This window comes from Synergistaceae bacterium (assembly GCA_017443945.1).
Taxonomy (GTDB): domain Bacteria; phylum Synergistota; class Synergistia; order Synergistales; family Aminobacteriaceae; genus JAFUXM01.
On sequence record JAFSXS010000098.1, the window covers coordinates 1 to 22,323 of the forward strand.

35 protein-coding genes are annotated in these 22,323 nt (G+C 41.4%); 31 read left to right on the forward strand and 4 right to left on the reverse strand.

The window, feature by feature from the left end; genetic code table 11:
- From IJT21_10025 to IJT21_10035, 3 genes are all read right to left on the reverse strand, one after another.
- Positions 1-279: helix-turn-helix domain-containing protein (locus IJT21_10025; protein MBQ7578586.1), on the reverse strand; the 279-nt coding region annotated here is incomplete at its 3' end.
- Positions 272-457, reverse strand: coding sequence for a hypothetical protein (locus tag IJT21_10030; GenBank protein ID MBQ7578587.1), 186 nt, complete (start codon positions 455-457; stop codon positions 272-274). The genes IJT21_10025 and IJT21_10030, both read right to left, overlap by 8 nt.
- Positions 458-517: 60 nt before the next feature.
- Entirely contained in the window at positions 518-940 is a 423-nt protein-coding gene (locus IJT21_10035) for a helix-turn-helix transcriptional regulator (GenBank protein ID MBQ7578588.1), read from the reverse strand.
- A 100-nt stretch (positions 941-1,040) separates the two neighbouring features.
- Between IJT21_10035 and IJT21_10040 the strand changes: the two genes are divergently transcribed.
- The 17 genes from IJT21_10040 to IJT21_10120 all read left to right on the forward strand — a co-directional run bounded on the left by IJT21_10040 (position 1,041) and on the right by IJT21_10120 (position 10,215).
- A complete protein-coding gene (locus IJT21_10040) occupies positions 1,041-1,430 on the forward strand; it encodes a helix-turn-helix transcriptional regulator (protein ID MBQ7578589.1) in 390 nt (129 codons plus the stop codon).
- A gap of 29 nt (positions 1,431-1,459) precedes the next feature.
- Positions 1,460-1,792 (forward strand): hypothetical protein, encoded by a 333-nt coding sequence (locus IJT21_10045; protein MBQ7578590.1) that lies wholly within the window; start codon positions 1,460-1,462, stop codon positions 1,790-1,792.
- A 25-nt stretch (positions 1,793-1,817) separates the two neighbouring features.
- Complete coding sequence (locus tag IJT21_10050) at positions 1,818-2,324, forward strand: hypothetical protein (protein MBQ7578591.1); 507 nt, start codon at positions 1,818-1,820, stop codon at positions 2,322-2,324.
- Between the two features lie 20 nt (positions 2,325-2,344).
- A complete protein-coding gene (locus tag IJT21_10055; GenBank protein MBQ7578592.1) occupies positions 2,345-2,764 on the forward strand; it encodes a hypothetical protein in 420 nt (139 codons plus the stop codon).
- Positions 2,765-2,787: 23 nt separating this feature from the next.
- Positions 2,788-3,678 carry an SWIM zinc finger family protein gene (locus IJT21_10060; protein ID MBQ7578593.1) on the forward strand — a complete coding sequence of 297 codons (891 nt, stop codon included), beginning with the start codon at positions 2,788-2,790 and terminating at the stop codon, positions 3,676-3,678.
- A 195-nt stretch (positions 3,679-3,873) separates the two neighbouring features.
- On the forward strand, positions 3,874-4,053 hold the full coding sequence (locus IJT21_10065; protein MBQ7578594.1) for a hypothetical protein: 180 nt from the start codon (positions 3,874-3,876) through the stop codon (positions 4,051-4,053).
- Positions 4,054-4,057: 4 nt separating this feature from the next.
- Entirely contained in the window at positions 4,058-4,273 is a 216-nt protein-coding gene (locus tag IJT21_10070; protein ID MBQ7578595.1) for a Lar family restriction alleviation protein, read from the forward strand.
- Complete coding sequence (locus tag IJT21_10075) at positions 4,255-4,452, forward strand: hypothetical protein (protein MBQ7578596.1); 198 nt, start codon at positions 4,255-4,257, stop codon at positions 4,450-4,452. The genes IJT21_10070 and IJT21_10075 overlap by 19 nt, the downstream gene beginning before the upstream one ends.
- Positions 4,453-4,471: 19 nt before the next feature.
- Positions 4,472-5,374, forward strand: a complete 903-nt coding sequence (locus IJT21_10080; protein ID MBQ7578597.1) for a helix-turn-helix domain-containing protein — start codon at positions 4,472-4,474, stop codon at positions 5,372-5,374.
- Positions 5,375-5,376: 2 nt separating this feature from the next.
- Entirely contained in the window at positions 5,377-5,562 is a 186-nt protein-coding gene (locus IJT21_10085) for a Lar family restriction alleviation protein (protein ID MBQ7578598.1), read from the forward strand.
- Between the two features lie 86 nt (positions 5,563-5,648).
- Positions 5,649-6,176: a hypothetical protein gene (locus IJT21_10090; GenBank protein MBQ7578599.1), complete on the forward strand. Its 528-nt coding sequence runs from the start codon at positions 5,649-5,651 to the stop codon at positions 6,174-6,176.
- A gap of 96 nt (positions 6,177-6,272) precedes the next feature.
- Entirely contained in the window at positions 6,273-6,653 is a 381-nt protein-coding gene (locus IJT21_10095; protein MBQ7578600.1) for a helix-turn-helix transcriptional regulator, read from the forward strand.
- Positions 6,635-7,177: an ImmA/IrrE family metallo-endopeptidase gene (locus tag IJT21_10100; GenBank protein ID MBQ7578601.1), complete on the forward strand. Its 543-nt coding sequence runs from the start codon at positions 6,635-6,637 to the stop codon at positions 7,175-7,177. Before IJT21_10095 ends, IJT21_10100 begins: the two co-directional genes overlap by 19 nt.
- Before the next feature lie 456 nt (positions 7,178-7,633).
- Positions 7,634-7,915, forward strand: coding sequence for a hypothetical protein (locus IJT21_10105; GenBank protein ID MBQ7578602.1), 282 nt, complete (start codon positions 7,634-7,636; stop codon positions 7,913-7,915).
- Positions 7,912-9,204, forward strand: a complete 1,293-nt coding sequence (locus IJT21_10110) for a site-specific DNA-methyltransferase (protein MBQ7578603.1) — start codon at positions 7,912-7,914, stop codon at positions 9,202-9,204. Before IJT21_10105 ends, IJT21_10110 begins: the two co-directional genes overlap by 4 nt.
- Positions 9,197-9,601, forward strand: coding sequence for a hypothetical protein (locus tag IJT21_10115; GenBank protein MBQ7578604.1), 405 nt, complete (start codon positions 9,197-9,199; stop codon positions 9,599-9,601). Before IJT21_10110 ends, IJT21_10115 begins: the two co-directional genes overlap by 8 nt.
- Complete coding sequence (locus IJT21_10120; protein MBQ7578605.1) at positions 9,601-10,215, forward strand: tyrosine-type recombinase/integrase; 615 nt, start codon at positions 9,601-9,603, stop codon at positions 10,213-10,215. Before IJT21_10115 ends, IJT21_10120 begins: the two co-directional genes overlap by 1 nt.
- A gap of 138 nt (positions 10,216-10,353) precedes the next feature.
- Here IJT21_10120 and IJT21_10125 read toward each other — a convergent pair whose 3' ends face one another.
- The gene (locus IJT21_10125) at positions 10,354-10,551 is read right to left on the reverse strand and encodes a hypothetical protein (protein ID MBQ7578606.1); all 198 of its coding nucleotides are present in this window, start codon (positions 10,549-10,551) and stop codon (positions 10,354-10,356) included.
- A 369-nt stretch (positions 10,552-10,920) separates the two neighbouring features.
- Here IJT21_10125 and IJT21_10130 point away from each other — a divergent pair, with 369 nt between their 5' ends.
- The 14 genes from IJT21_10130 to IJT21_10195 all read left to right on the forward strand — a co-directional run bounded on the left by IJT21_10130 (position 10,921) and on the right by IJT21_10195 (position 22,243).
- Positions 10,921-11,418, forward strand: a complete 498-nt coding sequence (locus tag IJT21_10130) for a helix-turn-helix domain-containing protein (protein ID MBQ7578607.1) — start codon at positions 10,921-10,923, stop codon at positions 11,416-11,418.
- The gene (locus tag IJT21_10135; protein ID MBQ7578608.1) at positions 11,375-13,291 is read left to right on the forward strand and encodes a phage terminase large subunit family protein; all 1,917 of its coding nucleotides are present in this window, start codon (positions 11,375-11,377) and stop codon (positions 13,289-13,291) included. Before IJT21_10130 ends, IJT21_10135 begins: the two co-directional genes overlap by 44 nt.
- Positions 13,292-13,359: 68 nt before the next feature.
- Positions 13,360-14,700, forward strand: a complete 1,341-nt coding sequence (locus tag IJT21_10140; GenBank protein ID MBQ7578609.1) for an AAA family ATPase — start codon at positions 13,360-13,362, stop codon at positions 14,698-14,700.
- Between the two features lie 3 nt (positions 14,701-14,703).
- Positions 14,704-15,204: a hypothetical protein gene (locus IJT21_10145; protein MBQ7578610.1), complete on the forward strand. Its 501-nt coding sequence runs from the start codon at positions 14,704-14,706 to the stop codon at positions 15,202-15,204.
- Between the two features lie 217 nt (positions 15,205-15,421).
- Positions 15,422-15,652, forward strand: a complete 231-nt coding sequence (locus IJT21_10150; GenBank protein MBQ7578611.1) for a hypothetical protein — start codon at positions 15,422-15,424, stop codon at positions 15,650-15,652.
- Positions 15,646-17,205, forward strand: coding sequence for a phage portal protein (locus IJT21_10155; GenBank protein ID MBQ7578612.1), 1,560 nt, complete (start codon positions 15,646-15,648; stop codon positions 17,203-17,205). Before IJT21_10150 ends, IJT21_10155 begins: the two co-directional genes overlap by 7 nt.
- 230 nt (positions 17,206-17,435) lie before the next feature.
- A complete protein-coding gene (locus tag IJT21_10160; protein ID MBQ7578613.1) occupies positions 17,436-17,831 on the forward strand; it encodes a site-specific DNA-methyltransferase in 396 nt (131 codons plus the stop codon).
- A 26-nt stretch (positions 17,832-17,857) separates the two neighbouring features.
- Positions 17,858-18,889 carry a Clp protease ClpP gene (locus IJT21_10165; GenBank protein MBQ7578614.1) on the forward strand — a complete coding sequence of 344 codons (1,032 nt, stop codon included), beginning with the start codon at positions 17,858-17,860 and terminating at the stop codon, positions 18,887-18,889.
- Between the two features lie 2 nt (positions 18,890-18,891).
- Positions 18,892-19,302, forward strand: a complete 411-nt coding sequence (locus IJT21_10170) for a hypothetical protein (protein ID MBQ7578615.1) — start codon at positions 18,892-18,894, stop codon at positions 19,300-19,302.
- Between the two features lie 185 nt (positions 19,303-19,487).
- A complete protein-coding gene (locus tag IJT21_10175) occupies positions 19,488-20,546 on the forward strand; it encodes a major capsid protein (protein ID MBQ7578616.1) in 1,059 nt (352 codons plus the stop codon).
- Positions 20,507-20,731 (forward strand): hypothetical protein, encoded by a 225-nt coding sequence (locus IJT21_10180; protein ID MBQ7578617.1) that lies wholly within the window; start codon positions 20,507-20,509, stop codon positions 20,729-20,731. The genes IJT21_10175 and IJT21_10180 overlap by 40 nt, the downstream gene beginning before the upstream one ends.
- Positions 20,712-21,086, forward strand: a complete 375-nt coding sequence (locus tag IJT21_10185; GenBank protein ID MBQ7578618.1) for a hypothetical protein — start codon at positions 20,712-20,714, stop codon at positions 21,084-21,086. Before IJT21_10180 ends, IJT21_10185 begins: the two co-directional genes overlap by 20 nt.
- Positions 21,087-21,644 (forward strand): hypothetical protein, encoded by a 558-nt coding sequence (locus tag IJT21_10190; protein MBQ7578619.1) that lies wholly within the window; start codon positions 21,087-21,089, stop codon positions 21,642-21,644.
- A complete protein-coding gene (locus tag IJT21_10195) occupies positions 21,641-22,243 on the forward strand; it encodes a hypothetical protein (protein MBQ7578620.1) in 603 nt (200 codons plus the stop codon). Before IJT21_10190 ends, IJT21_10195 begins: the two co-directional genes overlap by 4 nt.
- Positions 22,244-22,323: the final 80 nt, after the last annotated feature.

Here is a 22,323-nt window from a genome sequence, read left to right on the forward strand (position 1 = left end):
ATCTGACAATTTCCAGCGTTTAGAACGAGGCCCGAACTCACACCCCGGCGGTAATAATCCCTCTTTGACATATTCATAAAAAGTTGAGCCGCTGATCTTGAGAGCCTTGCAGACTTCTTTAACTGTGAGCCATGAGTCTTTATCCTGAGAATGAATTATCACCGGTTCCGGCTGTGTTTCCTGAAAATTAGCAATGATGTCAAATAATTTCTCAAATTTAGAATTAATTTCGAGTTGAGTATTTCTGACGAGTAAAAGCAGTTCAGCTTTATTAATCATCGCAGGAGTCCTCCTGATTCACCAGTTCGACAGCGTCATAAGGGAGTCCCAGCACGAAAAGTAAATTATTGTCATCGTGGAAAATATCGAGCAGAATCCAGAAATTACGCAGAAATTCATTAATTCTCATATAATCTGCCAAGACTTTTACTTCAGCGATATTTGCAAAATTTTTCATGACTGCCTCCTGTAAACTATAAAAAATTGCGGCAAAACGTGAGACCACCCGCAAAAATTTCTACGCTAATTGAATTGCACCGCGCTTAATTTGAGCCTCAAAACCTGCCTCAACCTGAAGTCTGACGTGCGACAAGAAATCTTCTACAGCTTCACGACTTGTCAATTTGCCAGCACCTTTGAGACCGATTTCGCCGTCTCTGCCAAGAAAAATATCAAATTCATTCCCAGTCATGTTAATATCTCCTTTCTCGTATTTCTCCCAGTCATAGGATAGGGAGATTTTGATTTTGTTTTCGTTTGGGCCGTTGAGTAATTCTGCTTCTGTGCAGCCGAGAGTCTCTGCTAATTTTTGTAAATCATTAGAACGCGGTTCAAAATCGCCATTTTCCCAGCGTCGAAGAGTATTCTCATGAACACCGATTTTATCTGCTAATTCAGTTTGGGTTAGATTATTTCTTTTTCTGTATTCTCGAATATACACACATTTCACCTACAAAATTTGATAGCTCAATTCACAAATTTTTGTCTGGAAAAAAACTACAAAAATTGTTATTTTATTCATAAAAGAAGAGGTGATTTTCATGTTTAATGGCAAAAGATTAAGGGAACAGCGCGAGATATTAGGTTTATCCCAAGAAAAGCTCGCAGAACGAATAGATGTTCATGTAAATACGATACGGCGATGGGAGCAAAACAAACAAGTCCCGGACGCTACAAAATTAAATCTTCTTGCGGAAGCATTAAATACGACTGTCGCCTATCTATCAGGAGAAAATGACGGGGTTGTATTACAAGAAGGAGCGCAATTTGTTCCTAAACCTGATTACTATGAGCATCAAGAAAAGAGATTAATTATCAGAAATAATGATATGTATGTGAATTTGCCTGAGACAAGAGAAGGCTTTGAAATGTTACGTAGATTTTTTGATATACAAGGGGCTAAGAATGCTCCTGTAGTACCAGCGCTATAAAAAATTTTTAGAGAGGGATTGTGATCATTTTGCAAAAAATTTTTAGTGTAATAGGCATTTTAGCAAGTCTTTCGGCGGCAGAGGGGCTTAATAGGTTCGGCGGTTTTATAGGTTCAATGGGCGGTAAAGATGCCCCGTTTTACATGGTTCTTTTAGCTGTTTCGGTTATTGCTGTTATATTTTTCATACTTGCGATAATCGGCAGACTTTCACGTCTTATGAAGTGGCTGGCTGTTATATGCCTTGCTGCTTCTGTCGTAATAATGTTTTTTGCGCCTAGCCTGCCTGTAATTATGCAAATTATAGTTTCATTGATTATTGCGTTCTTGTGTATGCTTTTTGCGCCTATTGCCGGTCAATAAATTTTAAAAGGGGGATTGCGCTTTCATGAAAAAATTTTTGTGTCTCATAGCACTTTTTATTTTATCTGCCCAAAGTGAAGCATATCAGGAAACTCACATAAACATTGAAAGCAAAGATTATCTGTCTGTGTCAGCTGTATCATTGATTAATCTTTATGACCAGAACGAAATTAACGCTGATGATATGTTCCTGAACAAAAAAATTCACGTTTTCGGCTTTGTAAAGGATATCGGTAAAGATATAGCAGGCAACATGTATATAACATTAATGGGCGGTACTCAAGGCTATAGCAGGCAGGATGAAAACTCTTTCCGGACCGTGCAGTGTTTCTTTGAGGCTGAACATCTTGCTTTCCTGAAAAATGTCAGAAAAAAGGAGCCTCTCGAAGTAATCGGCAGTTGTTCAGGGCTTATGATGAACGTAATTATAAAGGATTGCCAACCAGGACACTGGCTCGCTGATAGAGTAAAAGCTGAGAAGGAAGCAGCAAAAAATACTCAGCTGCCTAGACGAAGAAATAAAAGAAAGTAAACGGGAGGAGCTGTGTTTTCATGAAAAAATATTTTGCGCTGTGTATTATATTTATTGTAATTTTCGCAGTTATGGCACATGGCAGCGATATTCAGACTGCTATACGTGAGGCCGACAAAAAGTTAAAAGCTAATGGATTTCTGCTAAGTGAAGAGATCGACGCAATATACGAGAAAGAGCAGACCTCCGATGTATTAAAGCAGCTTACAACTAAACAGCAAAAATCTATCGTGACTGAATTAGCGCAGGCAAAAGAAATCAACGCGCAAAAATCTTCAAAAATGGGATTGAGTATCAAAGACTCACTAGAGCAGTCAATGTATCAAGACGGCGTTTTAGCAAACATGATGCTTAAATCAAGACGCGAAATCGCAGCAAAATACGGAATAAAAGCGGGCGATATTTCAACGGTTGAGCTTAACGTTATGTTTTCCAAATAAAATATCGCATGACATCAGAAGGCGTGAAAAAATTTATCCCCTGCAAGCACTGCGGACGCGACACCCTCGAAGGCAATATATTTTGTCATAAATGCACATGGGAAGCTAAATGGGCAAGACACATTTTAAATTCTCCTGAACTCGCAAGCCGCCGCAAACGTTCGCATTCTACAAAAATTTTATCCATTGACCCCGACAAGGGCGAGGCCGTTTTTAAATCTTCCAGCAATGGCACATACACGACGACTCTAAAAAATTGCACATGTAAAGATTTTGCGCTTGGACATGACGCTTGGCCGTGTAAGCATATTTTAAGACTTGCCGAAGAACTTGGCCTTTTCCAGAATGAATATTTTGCTCCTGATGAATATGATTATACAATGCAATTTGCGCCTAATATTACAGAAATAAAAGCAGCCGAGCAGCCTAAAAATATATCTGAGCCTGAATACATTACGCCTCCTGTTGAGTCTAAACATGAAGAATTGCCCGTAATAATCAATAAGAAGTCTTCAATATTCCTGAAAATTTTAAAATATATTTGCTGTGCTGTGGTCGGAGCTTTTATAATGCTGTGTATCTTAGGGACTTTTACCAGAACAAAAATAGCACATAGAGAATTATTAATCCCTGTCTTAATGTTAGCTTCAGGTTATGTAATTGCTATAAATGCCAAGCATAAGGGTTTGGAAGGTTCAATGTTTAGCTGGATAATTTACGGAACTATAGTACCTGTTATATCATGGATGGATGTACTTATTGCTGGCAGTGATTCTCAAAATAGAGTTAAAATTTTCATTAAGAGTATTTGTATATGTATAGTCTGCCTTGTATTTTACATAGGAATTTTTGTAGCTTTAATAGAGCAGCCGCATAAAAATCAAGAAACAATACAAACGCGATCTATAGAATGACCGTATAAAAAACGTAGAAAAAATAACATACTGATTTACATAAAATCTTATAACAAGAACTATTTTAAAATTTATTCAATGTCCCTTATCTCCTATGCATACATACTTAAGAGCGAAAAACCACGATAAGAATAAATACAACGATGTGCTGAATGAAATTCTAACTAACTGGAATAAACAGCAGGAGGCGCAGTCATGAACTGGAATTTAAACTATTGCCCATGCCCATTTTGTGGTGGTAAGGGATTTTTGCAAGACACCCCAACTACCATAGAGATAAAGCCGTTAAATGCAAATTCGAGTGATTATAAGACTGCAACTGTTACGAGTAAGTCAATAATCGAGAATGAGTATCCAAACAACTATAGGAGATGAAATCATGAGCGAGCAATTAAAATCTTGCCCCTTCTGCGGGAGTCATAATATCAGCGTCATTTCCTGTACTCAGGAGCGCGAGTACAAATCAGCATGTAAGGACGTGCAATTTTCATATTATGTTGAGTGCGATTATTGCAGGGTTCGCACTGATTCATATGTTACGAGACAAGACGCAGTAAACGCATGGGAGACTCGATCATGGCAAGAAAAGCATTGACGCGGGAACAGTTAAACCGCCTTTGTGAGTGTGCCCCGGCTGTAATGGGACTGCTTGACGGGTTAATATTTCTCGAACACGGGAAGACTCACGCAGGTTATCTAACGTTCAAAATAGTAAATTACATCGAGAACGGCGGGAAAATTCCGGATTTCTTATTTCCGGCAGAAAGCGAATAAACGAAAGGAGAAATAAATCATGACCAGTAATTTTTGTTTTGCGAAATTAGATATAAACGTAGCTAGAGACGGCAGCTTTAAGGGCGCGCCAAAATCCGTGTATATGACTCTGACATCTCACGCAGATAATAACACACGCAAATGTTTCTTGAAGGTCCGGACGATCGCAAAAGAGTCCGGTTATTGTGAGCGCACAGTAAGAAATGCCCTGCACAAATTAGAATCATGGGGCTTAATCGAAATCACAGAGCAGTTTATACAGGGCGAAAACGGCAGACATCAAATTAATTCTGTCTATACGCTGATTGGCAACGAAGCAGCCTGCTATCAAGAATACGCCGTCGGAGAAGTTCCGGAATTGCTCGACTCCGTGATACCCCCCTGCAAAAATTGCACCACCCCCCTGCAAAAAGTTACAGGGCAAAACGAGAGTCCATTAAACTATAAAGACTCCCTAAAGGGGGAAGCCCGCCTCCCCGCGAAAAATTCAGAACCCGTTAATAATCCCGAAGCCTTCACCCCCGACGATGCACCGGCCATTATGAGACCTACAGCCGAATATTTATTGCTAAAGACTGGCAGAAAGAGTCTAACTGAGTCAGAAATTTCGGCGTTAAGGACGTTAAGCGCGTCTCATTACCCTGCACGAGTTCAGAAGGAAATTGACACAGCCTGTGAGAGATTTAAGCGCAAAAATAAGCCTTTAAGCACTCTCACGTTTAATTACATTGCAGGAGCCCTCGCCAACCAGCACAGCCGGAAATTAACGCCAAAGTCGCAGGCAAAATCAATGATGATGACGAGTGAAGAACTTAATTCGCGCAAAAAAATTCCTGATGAAGACTTAGACGCAGAACTTGAAAGACTCGAAAAACTTATGAATGAACCTGTAAAATCAGCACAGAATTTACGGAGGTTGTAACTATGAGCGAAAAATTAAAACCGTGCCCATTCTGCGGGAGTGAAGCTGTATACGATAAGGATATAGCAGGATATTATTTTGTTTGTTGCCCTAGCGATGAATGTAATAGACAAGTAGCCAGCTATCATTACCCGTTCTTGGACGAAGCCATAAACGCATGGAACACACGCGCGGAGGGCAAATCATGAGGGATAAACTTTTTTATTCTGGAGCATTATTTTTGTTGATTGCGCTGATTTATATTATTGACGAGTTTTTATAGGAGTGATAACACATGCGCTGTAGTGTTAAGAGTTTTTGTGAGGCATTGAATCGTGTAACATATTTGATCGAGCTGATAATCGCGTTTCATCCGCAGGGATTTAGTTTGTTGCTTGGTGAGGTTAGGGAGCCTACGTCGCGTGAGATTCACGAGTTACTGAATGCCGGCCGAAGCAAATTGCCTGATGATTTTATGCCGACGATGCCGAATTTAGAGACTGAAGCCGAACGCATAGTTTTTGACCGTGAATATTTTGACAAACTAGTAGACATTGCAGGGGGCTGGCCTCACATACATTTAGTGTCTCGTGAGTTCAAGGACGCAGATTCCCGCATATGGTCAGTAGTGATGGATCACGTGAAATTTGTCGGTAATTCTGCCTCAAGGTACGCGTCAAAACTTGGTTATGTCTCAGCGCGTTATAATTTATCGCCGAATACAGTCATGAAGTACCGCCGTGAATTTGCCGTGAAATTAGCTAACATGCTGTTAATGCCTCCCAGTGATGGAGATGATTTTTATTTGCTGCCCGGCTATTAATTAACCTTTTGAAGTTGGCAAAATAAACCCGTAAAAGTAAAATAATAGTCAATAAATAACAATCTTCAAATTCATGCATGAAAGGAGAGAGCCAATATGATAAATGCCTTCGGACAGTGGTTACGCAAGTTCCGAATAGATAATGGGCTTTTGCTGGGTGATATGGCGAAAACGCTAGAAATATCTTCAGCCTTTTTATCTGCAATAGAGACAGGGCGTAAAAATATACCTGATGGCATTGTGAGTAAAATTCGCGATAGTTACAGGCTTAGTGAAGAAGAATATTTTTCTTTACTGAAAGCAGTTGAAATGTCGCAGCAAAAATTGCAAATTGATTTAGGCGGTGAAACAACAGCTAATAAAGAAGTGGCAATTGCTTTTGCTAAACGTTTTCATTCCCTCACCCATGAAGATAGGGTTGAGATTTTAAGAATTTTATCAAAGGCAGGTGATGACGATTGCACGATAAAGGAATAAGAGTTACGCCAAGGAGCCGCTCAGAAATAGGAGCTATTGCCGATGGGGTGCGTAAACTTTCTGGCTATTCTAGTAATGTTCTTATCTTTCCTATTGTTGAATTTCTAGAATTTAGGCTTCAAATGATTGTTCCCGGCTTTCAATATGAAATTTGGCAAGATGGGAGTTTGGAAAAGAAGGCTAGAGCACTAACTTATCCCAATCAGAGAATTATCTTAATTGAAGAATCTGTTTATGATGGAGCTTGTCGGGGAGTAGGTCGAGATCGTATGACTATATCGCATGAGATAGGACACCTAATTTTACATACTGGAGTGCCTTTAGCTAAGAATTATGAGAAAGTCGATATAAAAGTCTATGAAAACTCAGAATGGCAGGCCGATGTCTTTGCAGGAGAATTATTAGCTCCAATAAGATTAATAAGAGATATGCGGCCGGAAGAGGTTGCAGATAAATTTCAAATTTCATATTATGCAGCTAATGCACAACTCAAGGCTTTAGATAAAATATTACGCTGTGCTTAAGTAAGATAGCAGCTTACATTAAATACAGCGGAGACAATAGAAGGACAGCTGTTGTCCTAAGATTGGTAAAAATTAAATTTGTAGTGTAATTTTAATTTCTATTTCCGATCTTAGCAAGTAAAAAATTTCTGTCCTAGAAAGGAAATAAGTTTATACGTAGAAATATTAGAGAAATCGTCGGTGAGATAGCTCCTGAAGGTATGCGCTGGGTTTTCACTAGATTTCGCAGAGTGAGAAATTCAGAACGTAAGTTAGATGCATGGGATTACGGCTATAATTGCTGGGCATTCTTAGTAAGAGATAAGCGAAATGCGTCAATGTGATATTAACGTTGATTATAACGTGCATTGTAATTCAGAAAATGCGCTAAAATATTATCATTGCGAACGATTATACAAGAAGGGCGGCCGACGCTCTTTTTTTATGCGCAAAAATTTTCATACAGGAGAGATTCACATGACATTATTAGGCGGTTGGAATTTGGACGACGTAAAGGGCTGTAACTTGCCGCAAAAGGCGCAGACGGACTTCACAGCAGTAACAAGCGACATAGTCGGGGCAGAATACGAGCCGATAGCATATTTAGGCAGTCAGACGGCAAACGGCATAAATTACAGGTTTCTCGCGCTCCAAAAACTAGTAATTCCAAACAGTGAGAAAAAATTTGTCAAGATGATAATCAATGAGGCCCCGGACGGTTCAGTGAGACTCGTTTCAGTGAGCGGCCTTCCATTATGAAAATTGAGCTTATACCGGCTCACACCCTCAAGCCCTACGAGAACAACCCGCGCATTCATTCAGACAAGCAGATAAAAAAATTGATGTCAAGCATTCAGGAATACGGAATAATTTTACCCGTTTTGATCGACGCAGATAACGTGATAATCGCGGGTCATGCAGTTGTGAAGTCAGCGCAGAATCTTGAAATTTCCGAAATTCCCTGTGTGAGGGCCTCACACCTGAACGAGGCACAAAAGCGGGCTTACATTCTTGCAGATAATCGCCTAGCAGAGGATTCAGAGTGGGACAAAAATTTGCTGAAATCTGAAATGTTGTCATTGCGTGATAATTTCGGCCTCGATTTAGAATTTACCGGATTTGAATCGCGTGAGATTGTGAATTTGCGAATGGATGTAGCAGACCTCCCTAAAGACGAGGACTCAGCGCCTGAACTCGAAAATTTTGCGGTCTCGAAACTCGGCGATATATGGCTGTTAGGTGAAAATAGAATAATTTGCGGTAGTTGCACTGATTCTGACACTGTGAAAAAATTATTAGCAGGCGCAAAGCCTCACATAATGATAACCGATCCGCCCTATGGAGTGAATTACAATCCTGAATGGCGCAATAATATAACTCATGTTGTGAGAACCGGCCGCGTTTTGAATGACGACATAGACGATTGGCGCGACGCATGGGAATTATTTCCCGGCGATGTTGCGTACGTATGGCATGCTTCACTTCATGGCGAGACTGTTGCGGAAAGTTTGAGATATTGCGGTTTTGCGATTCGTTCACAAATTGTGTGGGCGAAACCTAAATTTGCGCTTTCACGAGGCGATTATCACTGGCAGCACGAATGTTGTCTGTATGCCTTGCGCGGTGATGAAAACGAGTGTCCGGCGTGGTATTGTCCGGGTTATGAGGCTTGCTGGTACGCGGTCAGGGACGGCAAAAAAAGTCATTGGCAGGGCAGCAGGAGCGAGTCGACTCTCTGGGATATTGCCTTCAACGAGGACACTACAACGACTCACGGAACGCAGAAGCCCGTTGAATGTATGCGCCGTCCGATGTTAAATAATTCGGACATAAACGAAATAATTTACGAGCCATTTTCGGGAAGCGGTACGACAATAATAGCAGCTGAGTCATGCCGTAGACGTTGTTATGCAGTAGAATTAAATCCTGAATATGTTGATATGGCCGTAAAACGCTGGCAGGACTACACGGGCCGTAACGCGATTCTTGAGGGCACAGAAAAAAATTTTGACGAAATAATGAGATTGCGTGTGAGTATTAATGCCTAATTTAGCATCAAAGGAAGCAGCGGCAAGACTGCTTAACATCACAGAACGCCGGCTTGAACAGTTAGCGCACAAAAAAATTATTCCCAAAGTCGGACGCGGAGTATTTGATTTAGCACCGACAGTAAACGCTTATGTCAGATATTTACAGGGTTTATGCGCAGGAAGAATAAACGATGAACCTTCAGAACTCGACAAAAGATTAATGGAAGCAAAAGTTTTAGAGCGCGAGTCAAAAGCACGTCAAGCCAAATGCAGAGCCGACTCAATGGAGCAGTCATTCAGAGAAAAAAATTTGCTGGAAAAATTAATTATTCGTTTGCGTTCACGAATTCAAGACAGGGGAATAATTGCAATAATTGAGGATGAAATAAGCGCATTAACCGGCGGTGATAATTAATGTTGAACAAGACGACTCAGCCGATCCGCAGGCAGTCAGAGATTGACAAGTTATCGAGTTATTTCTGGAACAAAAATTTGCGTGATTATGCGATGTTTATTTTCGGGATTTTCACGGGTCGCAGGATTGTCGATATTGTTCGCCTGAACGTCCGCGATGTTGCCTATATTGACAGCAGGAGCCGATTTTGTATTGCCGAACGTCTGAGGATTCAGGAGAAGAAAACGGGAAAATTTGTTGATATGATTATTCATCCGACAGTACGGCGGGCATTGAGCAAATATTTACGTCAACGCAGGAGTAAAGCCCCTTCACTGGGAGCAGTCCTGAATGAGCCGTTATTCAAATCGCAGAAATCACGTCGCGACGGTCAGTACAGAATCACACAGAGGCACGCGCTAAGAGTGTTGAGCAACGCAGCAAAAACTTGCGGACTTGAATGTAAGATCGGCACACATTCACTGCGAAAGACTTTCGGCTATCGTCTTTACATGTTGGGCACAGATATAGAGCTGATTCAGAAGTTATTAAATCATTCAAACCCGGCGATAACGTTTTCATATATCGGTGCAACTCAGAACGATTTAGACGAGGCAATTTTGAGCCTGAATTGAGGTGTAAACATGAAACTTAGCGAGTCAGAATTACAAGATTTGAAGAACGACCTTTTATATTTTGTGAAACGTGTAGCACGCAGAGGATTTGAATCTCCAGAGGAGGCGCGAGTCCTGCCGGAGATTATAAAGTTGTTATTAACTGTCCCTATCAGCGTCATGAGTAACAATGACGGTCTCAAGTGATTTTTCCCAGTCTAAACGGTGTTGTTCTATTGTGCTGCATACTTTATCGAAGAACATTGTTATGTTGTCTGGATTCACTTGCAGGCCATTCTGAATTGCGGCTATTGTTATTTCAGTTGCCAGTTTTAACTGGTAGTAAGGCTCAGGCATATCGAAATCACCTCCTTAATTTGATTGAGATATTCTATCAAGAAATTTAGCGCGAATTAGAAATTTTTGCATTTGGCACGATTAGCGGACGGTCTGAATTTGTGAGTTGTTGCGCTGTCTTTGTTTGCGCGAAAAAAATAATGTCCGTCTTTGTAGTTTTCGGACATTCGCAAAATTTGAGGTAATTTTTTCGTGAAGGCTGATTATCACTGAATAAAAAAGGTACTGGGAGGCGTTTTTCGTCTGCGGTCAGCTCGCTGAGCCCGATATTTTTTTAGCGGCAGAAATTTTCAGCTGGGAAAAGTTTAACCCTGTTGCTGACTGGATTTATGCTCAACCTTTCCCAAATATCAAATTAGAGGTGTTTACATGCCAAACCCTAAGAAAGAATTTCGCGATTTCAGAAATATTGCCGTAACTTTTGACGAGGCAGCAAAATTTTTAGGTCTCTCGAAAAGCAGCTTTTACAGGTTAATTGAAACTGGTATAATTCCTAAATCCAGCGACGGTGAGTATATTCTCGGTGAAGTCGTAGAGTCATATTGGCGCAGTCAATTCGATCCTGAAAGCCTGAAAGCAGCTCAAACACGACTCGTTACAGCACAGGCCGAACTCAAAGAATTAGAACTCGCAGAAGAACGCGGAGAATTACACCGAGCCTCAGCAGTCGTAAAAGTCTGGACGGATAATGTTTCGAACGCTCGGACAAGATTACGCTCAATCCCTGTAAAAATCGCGCCTGAACTGGTCGGACAAAATTTGTTAGTGATACAGGAAAAATTGAAATCTGCAATAGACGAGGCCTTAAAGGAGTTAGCAGACTATGACGGAAGACGAATCACGAGTACAGCAGCTATTCTTGAATAACAATAGTGTGTGGCTGCCTCCGCCTGACTTGAAAATTTCACAGTGGGCCGATAAATTTCGCCGAATTCCCCCCGAAGCCAGCGCAGAACCCGGTCAATGGCGCACGTCAAGAGCCGAATATCAGCGCGAAATCATGGACGCAATTTCAGATCCGTTAATTGAACGTGTTGTAGTAATGACAGCTGCTCAGGTTGGCAAGACTGAATTTTTGTTGAACGTCATCGGTTATTTCATTGACCAGGAGCCAAGCCCGATTCTTGTATTAAATCCTACACTTGATATGGGATTGAGTTTTTCGAAGGATAGACTCGCGCCGATGATTCGGGATACGCCTGTTTTGAGCGAAAAAGTGAAGGACCCCCGAAGCCGTGATTCAGGAAATACCCTAATGCACAAAAAATTTGTCGGAGGCCACATCACGATTGCAGCAACAAATTCGCCGGTTTCGTTAGCAGCCAGGCCGATTAGAATTTTGCTATGTGATGAAGTCGACCGCTACCCTATTTCGACGGGCAAAGAAGGCGACCCATTGACTTTAGCGATTAAACGTACACAAAATTTTTGGAATCGCCGAATACTCGAAGTCAGTACGCCGACACTTTTGCAGACATCAACTATTTATAAAGATTTTGAACTCAGCAGTAAAGAAGAGTGGTGCGTACCTTGTCCAACATGCGGAGAATTTAACGCGTTTTCATGGGAGCAGATAAGCTATAAGGATTTGCCCGAACCTGTTATGACTTGTACAAAATGCGGCAGTGTTCACAATGAAGTCGAATGGAAAGCGGGTCAAGAACGCGGGAAATGGATAGCTGCCAATCCTGACGAGAAAAAAATTCGCGGTTTCCATATGAATGCTTTTGCTTCACCGTGGGCGACATGGCGGGGCTTAGTGAAGGATTATCACGAGGCTTTACACAAGGGCGAAGAAGGCGTTAAAGGCTGGGTAAATACGGCTTTAGGACTTCCATATGAGGCAACAGCGGGCACGATAGAAATTGAGGCGTTAGAGTCTCACCGTGAAGAATATAACGCAGAATTACCAGACGGCGTGTTAGTGCTGACTTGCGGCGTTGACACACAAGATGACCGTTTAGAATGTGAAGTAGTAGGCTGGGGGGTCGGCCACGAGTCATGGGGTATAGAGTACCGAGTTTTTTACGGCGATCCCGGACAAAATGAAGTGTGGCAGGCTTTAGATGATTTCTTGCTAAAGACTTGGCAGTATTCGGACGGTGAGAGATTAGGAATTGCTTGTGTCTGCATTGACAGCGCGGGACATTTTACGGACGAAGTATATAAATTCTGCAAGCCACGAGCACGACGAAATATTTTCGCGATTATAGGGCGGGGCCGTGAAGGAATGCCCAGTGTCAGCAAGCCCAGCAGGAGTAATCGCAGGCATGTAGCGTTATTCACATTAGGTGTCAACACGATAAAAGGCGTATTATTTTCGCGCTTAAAAATTGAGAACAGGGGAGCGGGTTATTGTCATTTTCCTTCAGACAGCAAGAGGGGCTATGACTCCGTATATTTCAAGGGTTTATTGTCCGAAAGAATGGTAGTGAAGCGTGTTAGGGGCCGAGACACAATTACGTGGGAGACAAGAAGTCCGGGTTTGCGCAATGAGCCGTTAGACACAAGAGTTTATGCGACAGGAGCAATAGAATTATTTAATCCAAATTTTGAGATGCACAAGCTAAGACGAGTTAAAAAAAATAATAAATCAGTGATGCCTAAGTTAAAGCTCCCGAAGATAGAGAATAAGCAGGAACAGCAAGAAAAAATTATTACAGAAGCAGTCAAACCAGTAATGAAACGCCGTGTAACTTCAGGAACGACGGGGATTATTCGGCGGGGTATGAGATTCTAAGTATTTATACTCTTGTTTACCCTGCTAAAATCTTACTTAAGATATTTTTTGAAGAGAGAAGAATTTAATTGTGTAGTTCGATTATAGTACAAAATTTAGGGCCATTAAAAAATGTTTCTATAGACTTATCAGCTGAATTTTCTGTGATAATTGGTCCACAGGCATCTGGTAAAAGTACGTTGGGCAAAATTATATACTTTTGCAAAAAAATTCGGGACTATGCAATTGAGTTTGTTAGTAATGAAGATATGTTCCTCTCTAATTTATCTTATGATGATATATACAAATCTTTCTTAAGGAGTCTTCATAAAAAGTATCTTGAAAATTTTGATTTTGGGAAAACAGAATATGAGGATTTTCTAATAAAATACAATTACGATGAAAATAATTTTATTCTAATTAATTTAGATAATGAAAAAAATATAATATTTGAATTTTCACGTGAAATAGAGGCAAGGTTAAAAAGTTTCTTCAGTGGCGTGAGAGAATTTAATTTGGACAATATGAAACGAGAAGGAGAGGAATGGAAATTTACATTTCGGGATTTCTGGCAGCGTTTAGAAGCACAGCAGTTTAGAGAAAAATTTTTAAAGGATAGCGTATTTCATGATGACTCTGAAATTATATATGTACCTGCCGGACGTGGTATATTTTCTATTTTGGCTGATCAATTAAGTGTTGCAAGTGGTTTAAATTTTGGATTGCCTATTATAGATTTTATTAAGCGTGTACAAGCTGCAAAGGCTCGATTTAAGAAAAATCTTGATAAAGTTGTTGAGGATTATGCAAAGACAGATAGAGAACCGGTGAACAATGATGATTTACAACTTGCGCAAGATATAATCAGGAAAATTTTAAAAGCTGACTATGTTAATGACACTGATGGAGAAAAACTCTATTTTGATTCTAATAATTGGGTAAGGTTGATTTACGGCTCATCGGGACAGCAGGAAGCATTATGGATATTGCTGTTAATGTTTTCTTTGATTCTCGAACATAAGAAAGCGTTTGTTATTCTTGAGGAACCTGAAGCAAATGTTTATCCCAATGCGCAATTAGATATAATAAAATTAATAGCTCTGACTTTGAACTCTACGAAGAGTAAATTCTTTATTACAACGCACAGTCCTTATATAATGACTTCTGCAAACCTGTTAATTCATTCTGGACAAGTTGAGAATAAGATTATTAACGATAATGGAGATTCAATTATTCCCAAACAGTTACGTATAAATCCAGAAGTTACAGCGGCTTATAAAATTACAGATTCAAAAAATGAAATACATAATATACGAGACCAGGAAACAGGTATGTTTGACGCATCAGAAATTGATACTATTTCTGATATTATAGGGGAAGCGACAGATAAACTTATAGATTTAGAAATAGAGCATGAATGTAGAGAATAAATTATGATTTGCAAAGAAGAGCTGAAAATATGCATAGTTACGCCACAAAATAAATATGATAGGTGTAAAAATTGCTGTCAAAAGCGCAGTGATTCGAAAATTAAATGTCAAGAAAGAGAAAGTAGCTATATACTAGAAAATAATGATCGTATTCCTGTGATAGTGTTTCGTGTTGACGGCGGAGTCGTTTGTAATGAAGAAAGCTGTAAAAAGTGTGATTATATTTATTATATAAGTAACACTAAAGCGTCCACAGTAATATTTATTGAACTTAAAGGCAGTGATTATGAGGAAGCATTGAAGCAAATAGAAAATTCCGTAAAACTTTTTAAAGGAGCTTTTTCCGGTTCAAAATTTTATGCAAGGATTGTTTGTACTAGATTTCCTAACATAAATAATAATCCTACAAGCAGAAAAATAAAGACATTTCTCAAGGAACAAAAAATTAATTTAGATAATGGGAAATTTACAATGAAAGAGTCAATAAAAGATTTGTTAAAATAAATATTTTAAACGCTTCGATTTCGAGGCGGTTAACTAGAATCAATCACATTTCCGAAATGGTATGAACACTCAAACGCGTCAATGCCCTATTTTAGCGCATTCATGGAATAAAAATTTTTATAAGCGTTTCGGTTTCGTTCGGATAAATGAAATATTGCCCTGTTGTTGTCGAATTATGCAGACAGCGTGGGGCGTTTTTTATGGGAGAAATACAATCATGACAGCAAAAGAAAAATTATACTTATTAGAATCACGCCTTACACTGTATCTCAAAGCAGAAAAGGCTATTCTTTCAGGACAAAGCTACGAGGTCGAGGGCCTCAAATTAACGCGCGCAAACCTGAAAGACGTTCAGACAATGATAACGAAATTACAGGCCGATATTTCAGCACTAGAGCAGCAAATCAAGAGACGGCCTAAATTCAGGGTTGTGAGACCGGGATGGTGAGAAAAATTAAGAGATTCACAAATTCGGGCTACTCCCACTACGGAGCAAGCCGCACAAAACCGAGTGTTTCGGGCTGGTTCTCGAATTCCAAATCTCCAGCTGAAGACATCACAGACAATCTCGAATTACTGCGCGAACGTTCACGGGATTTATACGCAGGCGGAGGGCCTCTCGGTCGCGGTGCAATAGACAGAATCGTGTTAAATTCAGTCGGGCCGGGCTTAACTCTCAATTGCAGGATCGGCGCAGAAAGTCTCGGACTCACTGAAGAACAAGCAGCAGAATGGGAACAGAACACCGAGCGCGAATTTTCTTTCTGGGCAGAGAGCAAAAATTGCGACATCACGCGTTATATGAATTTCTACGAGCTTCAGTCTTTGTGCTTCAAGTCCGTATTGCTCAACGGCGACGCGGTTGTGTTACTGCCAATGCGCAGGATAAAAAATTTCCCGTACGATTTGAGAGTCTCTCTCATTGAGGGCGACAGGCTTCATGACCCGTTTTTCAAGCCCTATGGTGTATTAATTGACGGAGGAGTCGAATTTAACGAGGACGGCACACCGACAGCGTATCACATTGCGAATCGTCATCCAGACAGCGAATTAACCGGACAAAAACGGCTTGAATATATACGAATCCCGGCATTTGGGCATTTATCAGGACGCAGAAATATTTTGCACCTGTTACCATTTGAGCGAATCGGACAGCACAGAGGAGTCCCGTTCTTAGCACCCGTAATCGAGACTCTAAAGCAATTAGGCCGTTATTCTGACGCTGAATTAATGGCGGCTGTTATCGGGGGAATATTCGCGATTTTCTTCGAGCATGAACCACGAGACGAGAACGATACAGATTTAGGCGCAGAAAATTACGCCAGCGATTTGGGAGTTCAAGAAGGCGGAGAGCTCGAGGACTGGCGCAAAACTGTTGAGTCTCTCGGAGTAAATGACATGTACGGAATGATTGCAGATTTGCCGCTGAGAACTAAGCCCGTTTCTGTCTCACCTGCAAGGCCGAACACAGCATTTGACGCGTTTGTTATGTCTCTTGTACGTCAGATCGGGAGCGCGCTGGGTATTCCGGCAGAAGTCTTATTCTTAAATTTTGAGAGCTCCTACAGTGCGTCAAGAGGTGCGTTGCTTGAGGCGTGGAAATTATTTAATTATTGGCGCAAATGGTGGTCAAATAATTTCTGTCAGCCGATTTACGAAGAGTGGTTGTGTGAAGCGGTCTTAAAGGGGCGAGTCAAGGCTCCGGGATTCTTTGATGATCCTATGATTCGTTATGCTTATTCATGGGCAGAATGGAACGGGCCGAGTCAAGGGCAGTTAGACCCCGTCAAAGAAGTCAACGCGGCAATTTTACGCGTAGAAAACGGCTTCAGCACAAGACAGCGCGAAACTTCAGAATTAACCGGCGGAGATTGGGAATTGAATCACCGTCAACGCGTCAAAGAAGAAAAATTACGGCGTGAGGCAGGTTTTACAGATACAGGCACAATCAAAGATACTGACTCGGACGATGAAGACAGCAAAGACAGGAGTCAATCATGAATTACGGCGAAATAGTGCAGCTCGGCAGACATAGACTCATGTGCGGGGACGGATAACGTGCTACAGTGAAAACACTTAACGGCAAAGTCAAAGGCGAAAACCTTTTTGCAAACGGGGCCGTTTGTATGTCATCAGCTGCTTCCGTTGGTCGCAGCATAAAACACGTACGAAATAATTAACTCTCTGACAAAAAATTTTATTATCTGGGCGGTCAGTATTTCGCTGATTTCTTGCCGATTAGTGGCGGGTGGTTATTCTGGGATAAGTTAAGGCCGAACACTTTAGATTTCGGGAGCGGTGAACTTGCTTATAATTCATGCTCTAACGTCGTGAAAAAATACGCTCAAAAATGGAACGGCGCAATCAGAGAAGGAAGCAAAAATTTAAATCCTCAGCCGTTATTCCACCCTACACAAAAGCCCGTTGAACTCCACATGAAAATTTTGCAGGACTTCAGCAAAGAAAATGATATTATTCTTGACTGTTTCGGAGGCTCAGGAACGACTCTAATTGCGTGTGAAATGACCGGCCGTACATGTCTAATGATGGAAATTTCCCCGCAATATTGCGACATAATTTGCGACAGATACAACAAATTAACCGGATTAAGACTATTCGATTATTAACGAAATAAAAGAAGGTGCAGCAGAAATTGTTTAAAGTTACAGCAATGGCCAATAACGAGGCTGAAATTTTGCTTTATGACCAGATAGCAGACTTTGACTCTGATAAATGGGGACTCATCAGCGCAAAGGGTCTCATAAATAAAATTAAGGACTTAGGCAAAATCGACAACATGACTCTGCGAATTAACAGTGTCGGCGGTGATGTTTTCGAGGCTCAGGCGATTTACAGCTATCTCCAGTCCCACCCCGCAAATATCACGGTCAAAATTGACGGTCTCGCGGCGAGTGCAGCAAGTGTTATAGCTATGGCAGGCGATAAAGTCATAATGCCCAGAAATACGCTCATGATGATTCACAATCCTGCGGGCGGTGTATGGGGACAATCTGACGACATGCGCGACACAGCAGAAATTCTTGACAAGATTCGCGACACTATAGCAAATGTCTATATCGCTAAAACAGGACTTGAACGCGAAAAAATTATTTCAATGATGGACGCTGAAACATGGATGGACGCTGACGAGGCTTTAAATCTCAAATTCTGCGACGAAATCAGCGAACCCGTGAAAATTTCAGCAATGGCAACTAAAACCGGCGGATTTGTCTGCATGAATAAATCAGGTTTTGCACGACTCGATGACTTCATGAGAGAAAAATTACCAGCAAATTTTATACAGGAGGAGAACTCAACAATGCCAGAACAAATAACAAATTCAACAAATACACAGCAGGACGAAATAAAAAGCTCGTTCGAGGCAGGTTACAAAAAGGGAATTGAGGCAGAACGCGAAAGAATTAAATTACTCGACAGTCTCAACGCTCCAGGACGTGAAGAAATCATCAGCAGAGCCAAATACGACGAGCCAAAAGACGCGCGGGATATAGCAATTGATTTACTTCAGGCCGATAAAAATCTTCAGACACTCAACGCAATGAGTCAGGACTCGCAGGCAGTCAATAAAGCGTTAGAACCTCAGCCGACACCGAACGCTGAACAGGACAGACAACGAATTACAGATTTAATTGCGAATAACATAAACTCTTTGAGGGGGTATTAACAATGGCAGAAGCTACACAGGCAGAATTACAGCTCATAAAAAACGCGGGGTCAGCTCCTCCGCCTGATAATTTAATCGCAAGTCCAAGCGGGGCTATTCATGTAGATTTAGCAAAAATTTCTACTCAAGGCGAATTTAAGCGCGGGACTCTTTTCATGGCAGGTGCAGACGGTTATATCCCGGCAACACAGGCAGGACTCACGACCGCAAATAATTTCTGCATATTATGCGATGATATTACAATCGGCGAGAATGAATTTATAGAGACTCCGGCATACTTTGAGGGAGATTTTCACGACTCGGAAGTTATTTTTGCGTTCGAGACAGAAAATGACGATCACGACTCAATTATTGAACTAGCACGAGAGCCGCTCAGGAAATGCAAAATTTTCTTACGGCACAGCCACATATAAAAATTTTTCTCCTGTTTACTTTTCTAGAGGGTGAGAGATTAAGGAAAAATGACAGCTCCGATTTTCTCTCATTCTCTACCCTTCTTAGGGGCAGGAGAGACACGTTTTAGCAGTTAGTCAGTCAGATATTTACTCATAGTTAGGGGGCTTCGGCCTCCTTTTTTATTGGAAGGAGAAAAAATTACATGCAAGATTTTTACGATCCAAAAACTTTGGCGGGAGCCATCAAGAAAACTATTCCGCTGAAAATTTTTTTAGAGATTAGATTCTCTGACAATGTTGTAATAATTTTTCCGGTTGAAGCTGTAACGATCGAATTTCAAGAGGGCAAAAGAAAACTCGCACCCTACGTCAACGCACGAATCTGTTCTGAAAATATCGAGCGTGAGGGCTATGAGCGCAAAACTTTCAGAGCACCGTTAGTCGCACCGAACAGAGTCATAACTAATGACACTCTCGCACAAAAATTACTTGGCGAGTCAGAATGGAACTCAGGACTCACTCCGGAAGACCGAGCAGCAAAAATCGCAGCACAGGACATAATCGAGCTTCAAGACACAATCTGGAGGCGTGAAGAGTATATGTGTGCTCGTGTAAAGCAGGACGGTAAACTCACAATTAAGGGACGAGGCGTGAATCAAGTTGTAGATTACGGTTTCGAGAACATCACAGCCCTTGACGCTTCAGACAGGTGGACAGAAAATTTTGATATTGCCGGACAGTTAAGCCGAATAGCTATTGAAATGAGCAAAGATGGAATTAACCCCGATATGATTATTCTAGGAATTGACGCGGCTACAATGCTGTTGAAGAATAAAAAATTTCTCGAAATGCTTGACAACCGCAGAGTCGAAATCGGCGAAATAAGACCGTCAGAACTTGAAAGCGGAGTAAGTTATCTCGGCCGCATGATTGTTCCGGGCGCGTCGTTCGATCTCATGATGTACACTGAATGGTACCCGATCGAGGACGAAAACGGCAAGCCAGCATTAAAGCCGATAGTTGACCCTGAGACCGTCATAATTCAGTCAAGCAAAGAGAAAAACTCAATGCTTTACGGCGTAATAACTCACATTGACAAGGACGGAAATTTTGTCAGTCATATGGATTCATATGTTCCGCGTACATGGTTCACGGAAAATCCATCGCAAAAATTCGTGGAAATATCTTCCCGGCCTCTTCCTATGCCGCATGATTTAAAGTCGTGGCACGTGCTGAAGGGCGTTATTACAGGTGCGATATGATAATACTGAAAAATGCTAGATTTATATCTGGATCACGCGTTTACAAGTCCGGCGATTCTGTCCCTGATAATCCCATTACGCGGGGACTCGTCGAAAAAGGTTTTGCCGTTATTGCTAATGACAGACCAACGACAAAGCGCGAGAAGTCAGAAGCTCCACGAAAAAATGATGAAGTCAATTCATGATATTTACGCGCGAGATGAAACTTTCATTGATGAATTTGCGCATGACCTTGATGACTGCGCCGTCTGGTTCAATGAGTCAGAGTTCGCAAGATTTCACACGATAGGCACGAAAAAAATTCTCTCGATTTTCCTAAAATATGCGTCGAGTCAGAATATCCCCTACAGAGCAGGCCGAGACGATAACCCCGAAGGAGTCGTAAAATCGCTAGGGACTCTCTATTGCCGAGTGAAAGATATTAAGGGAAATTTTACAGCGGACTCACAAATAAAATTGGACGGCAAATTATACAGAATCGCAGAAGCAAGCATATTACAAGATCAAGTGTGGCGCGTTACGTTGGAGGCGAATAAATAAATGCCAGCGTCAATAAATATCGATTTTGACACGGGAGCACTTGTCCGAGCAGGAGTCTTACTCAACACAGCACCAGAAAAAATAAAAATTGCCGTCTCTCATGCTGTGAATCGTTCGCTAGAGTCATTCAAGACAGCAAGTTTACGAGAGACCGCAAAAAAATATTTCGTCAAGCAGAAAGACTTACGAGACAGCATAACCGTTAAGAAATCTTACGGCGGGGAAATGAACGGAGCAGTTATTTCACGAGGAACGCGCAAACCTTTGTCAGAATATCAGCTATCACCCCGCAAAAATCCCGCTAAACCGGGCAGTGTTCGAGGTGCAGTCAAACGGGCAGGAGGATTAAAGCCTATACCGCCTGCTTTTTTGTTCGCTAGAGGAGGCAATATTTACGCGGCAATCAGAGACCCTACACGAATTAGAACGCTCATGAGTCCGTCTGTACCGCAATTAATCAAGAACAAAGAAACCGTTGCAGAAGGCGAGAAAAAAGCGCGTGAAACATTCACACAAAGGCTTGAGCATGAATTAAAGCGTGCTGGTGTCCTGCTGTGAGAAAATATAAACCCTATATGCGCGCAGGTACAGGCTTATGGGCATTGGATCGAGGAGAAGGAATGACAGCTTTAAATTTACTTGACGCGCTTGTGTCAAGATTGAAAGAATTATTTGCAGGCTACGAACTTCAGGCGAAAAGCGGATTACTGCAAACCGTGAAAGTTTTTGCGCAATACCTCCCGCAGCCCTCAAGCCCTGAAGTAAACGACGACGAGACAGACTCAATTACTGAACCTCAAGGCTACACACCTGATGACATAGAGAATAATTTTCCCTGCGTTATCGTTAAGGTCGATGAAATGACTGACAAGGAAGAAGGCACCCTCGACGCAACACGAATCAATGTGCGCATTCTTGCAGGAATTTACGACGAGTCGCCCGACTGTCAGGGTTATCGCGATGTCATGAATATTATCGAGGTCGTAAGGCAGGATTTATTAACAATGCCAGCAAGAGTGTTAGCTAAGAGATACAGACTCGAAATGCCTCTGAAAAGTTACGTGTTTGAGGATCAGCCATGGCCGATTTATTTCGGGCAGATTGAGTCAACGTGGGAGACAGGACGGCCGTTAATGCCGAAAGCAACAACACTGTAAATGCAAAGTCAAAGGCAAAACCTTTTTACCACCGGTGCCAGCAGAAAAATGCGTACAAAATAATTAATTGAGAGTTGCAA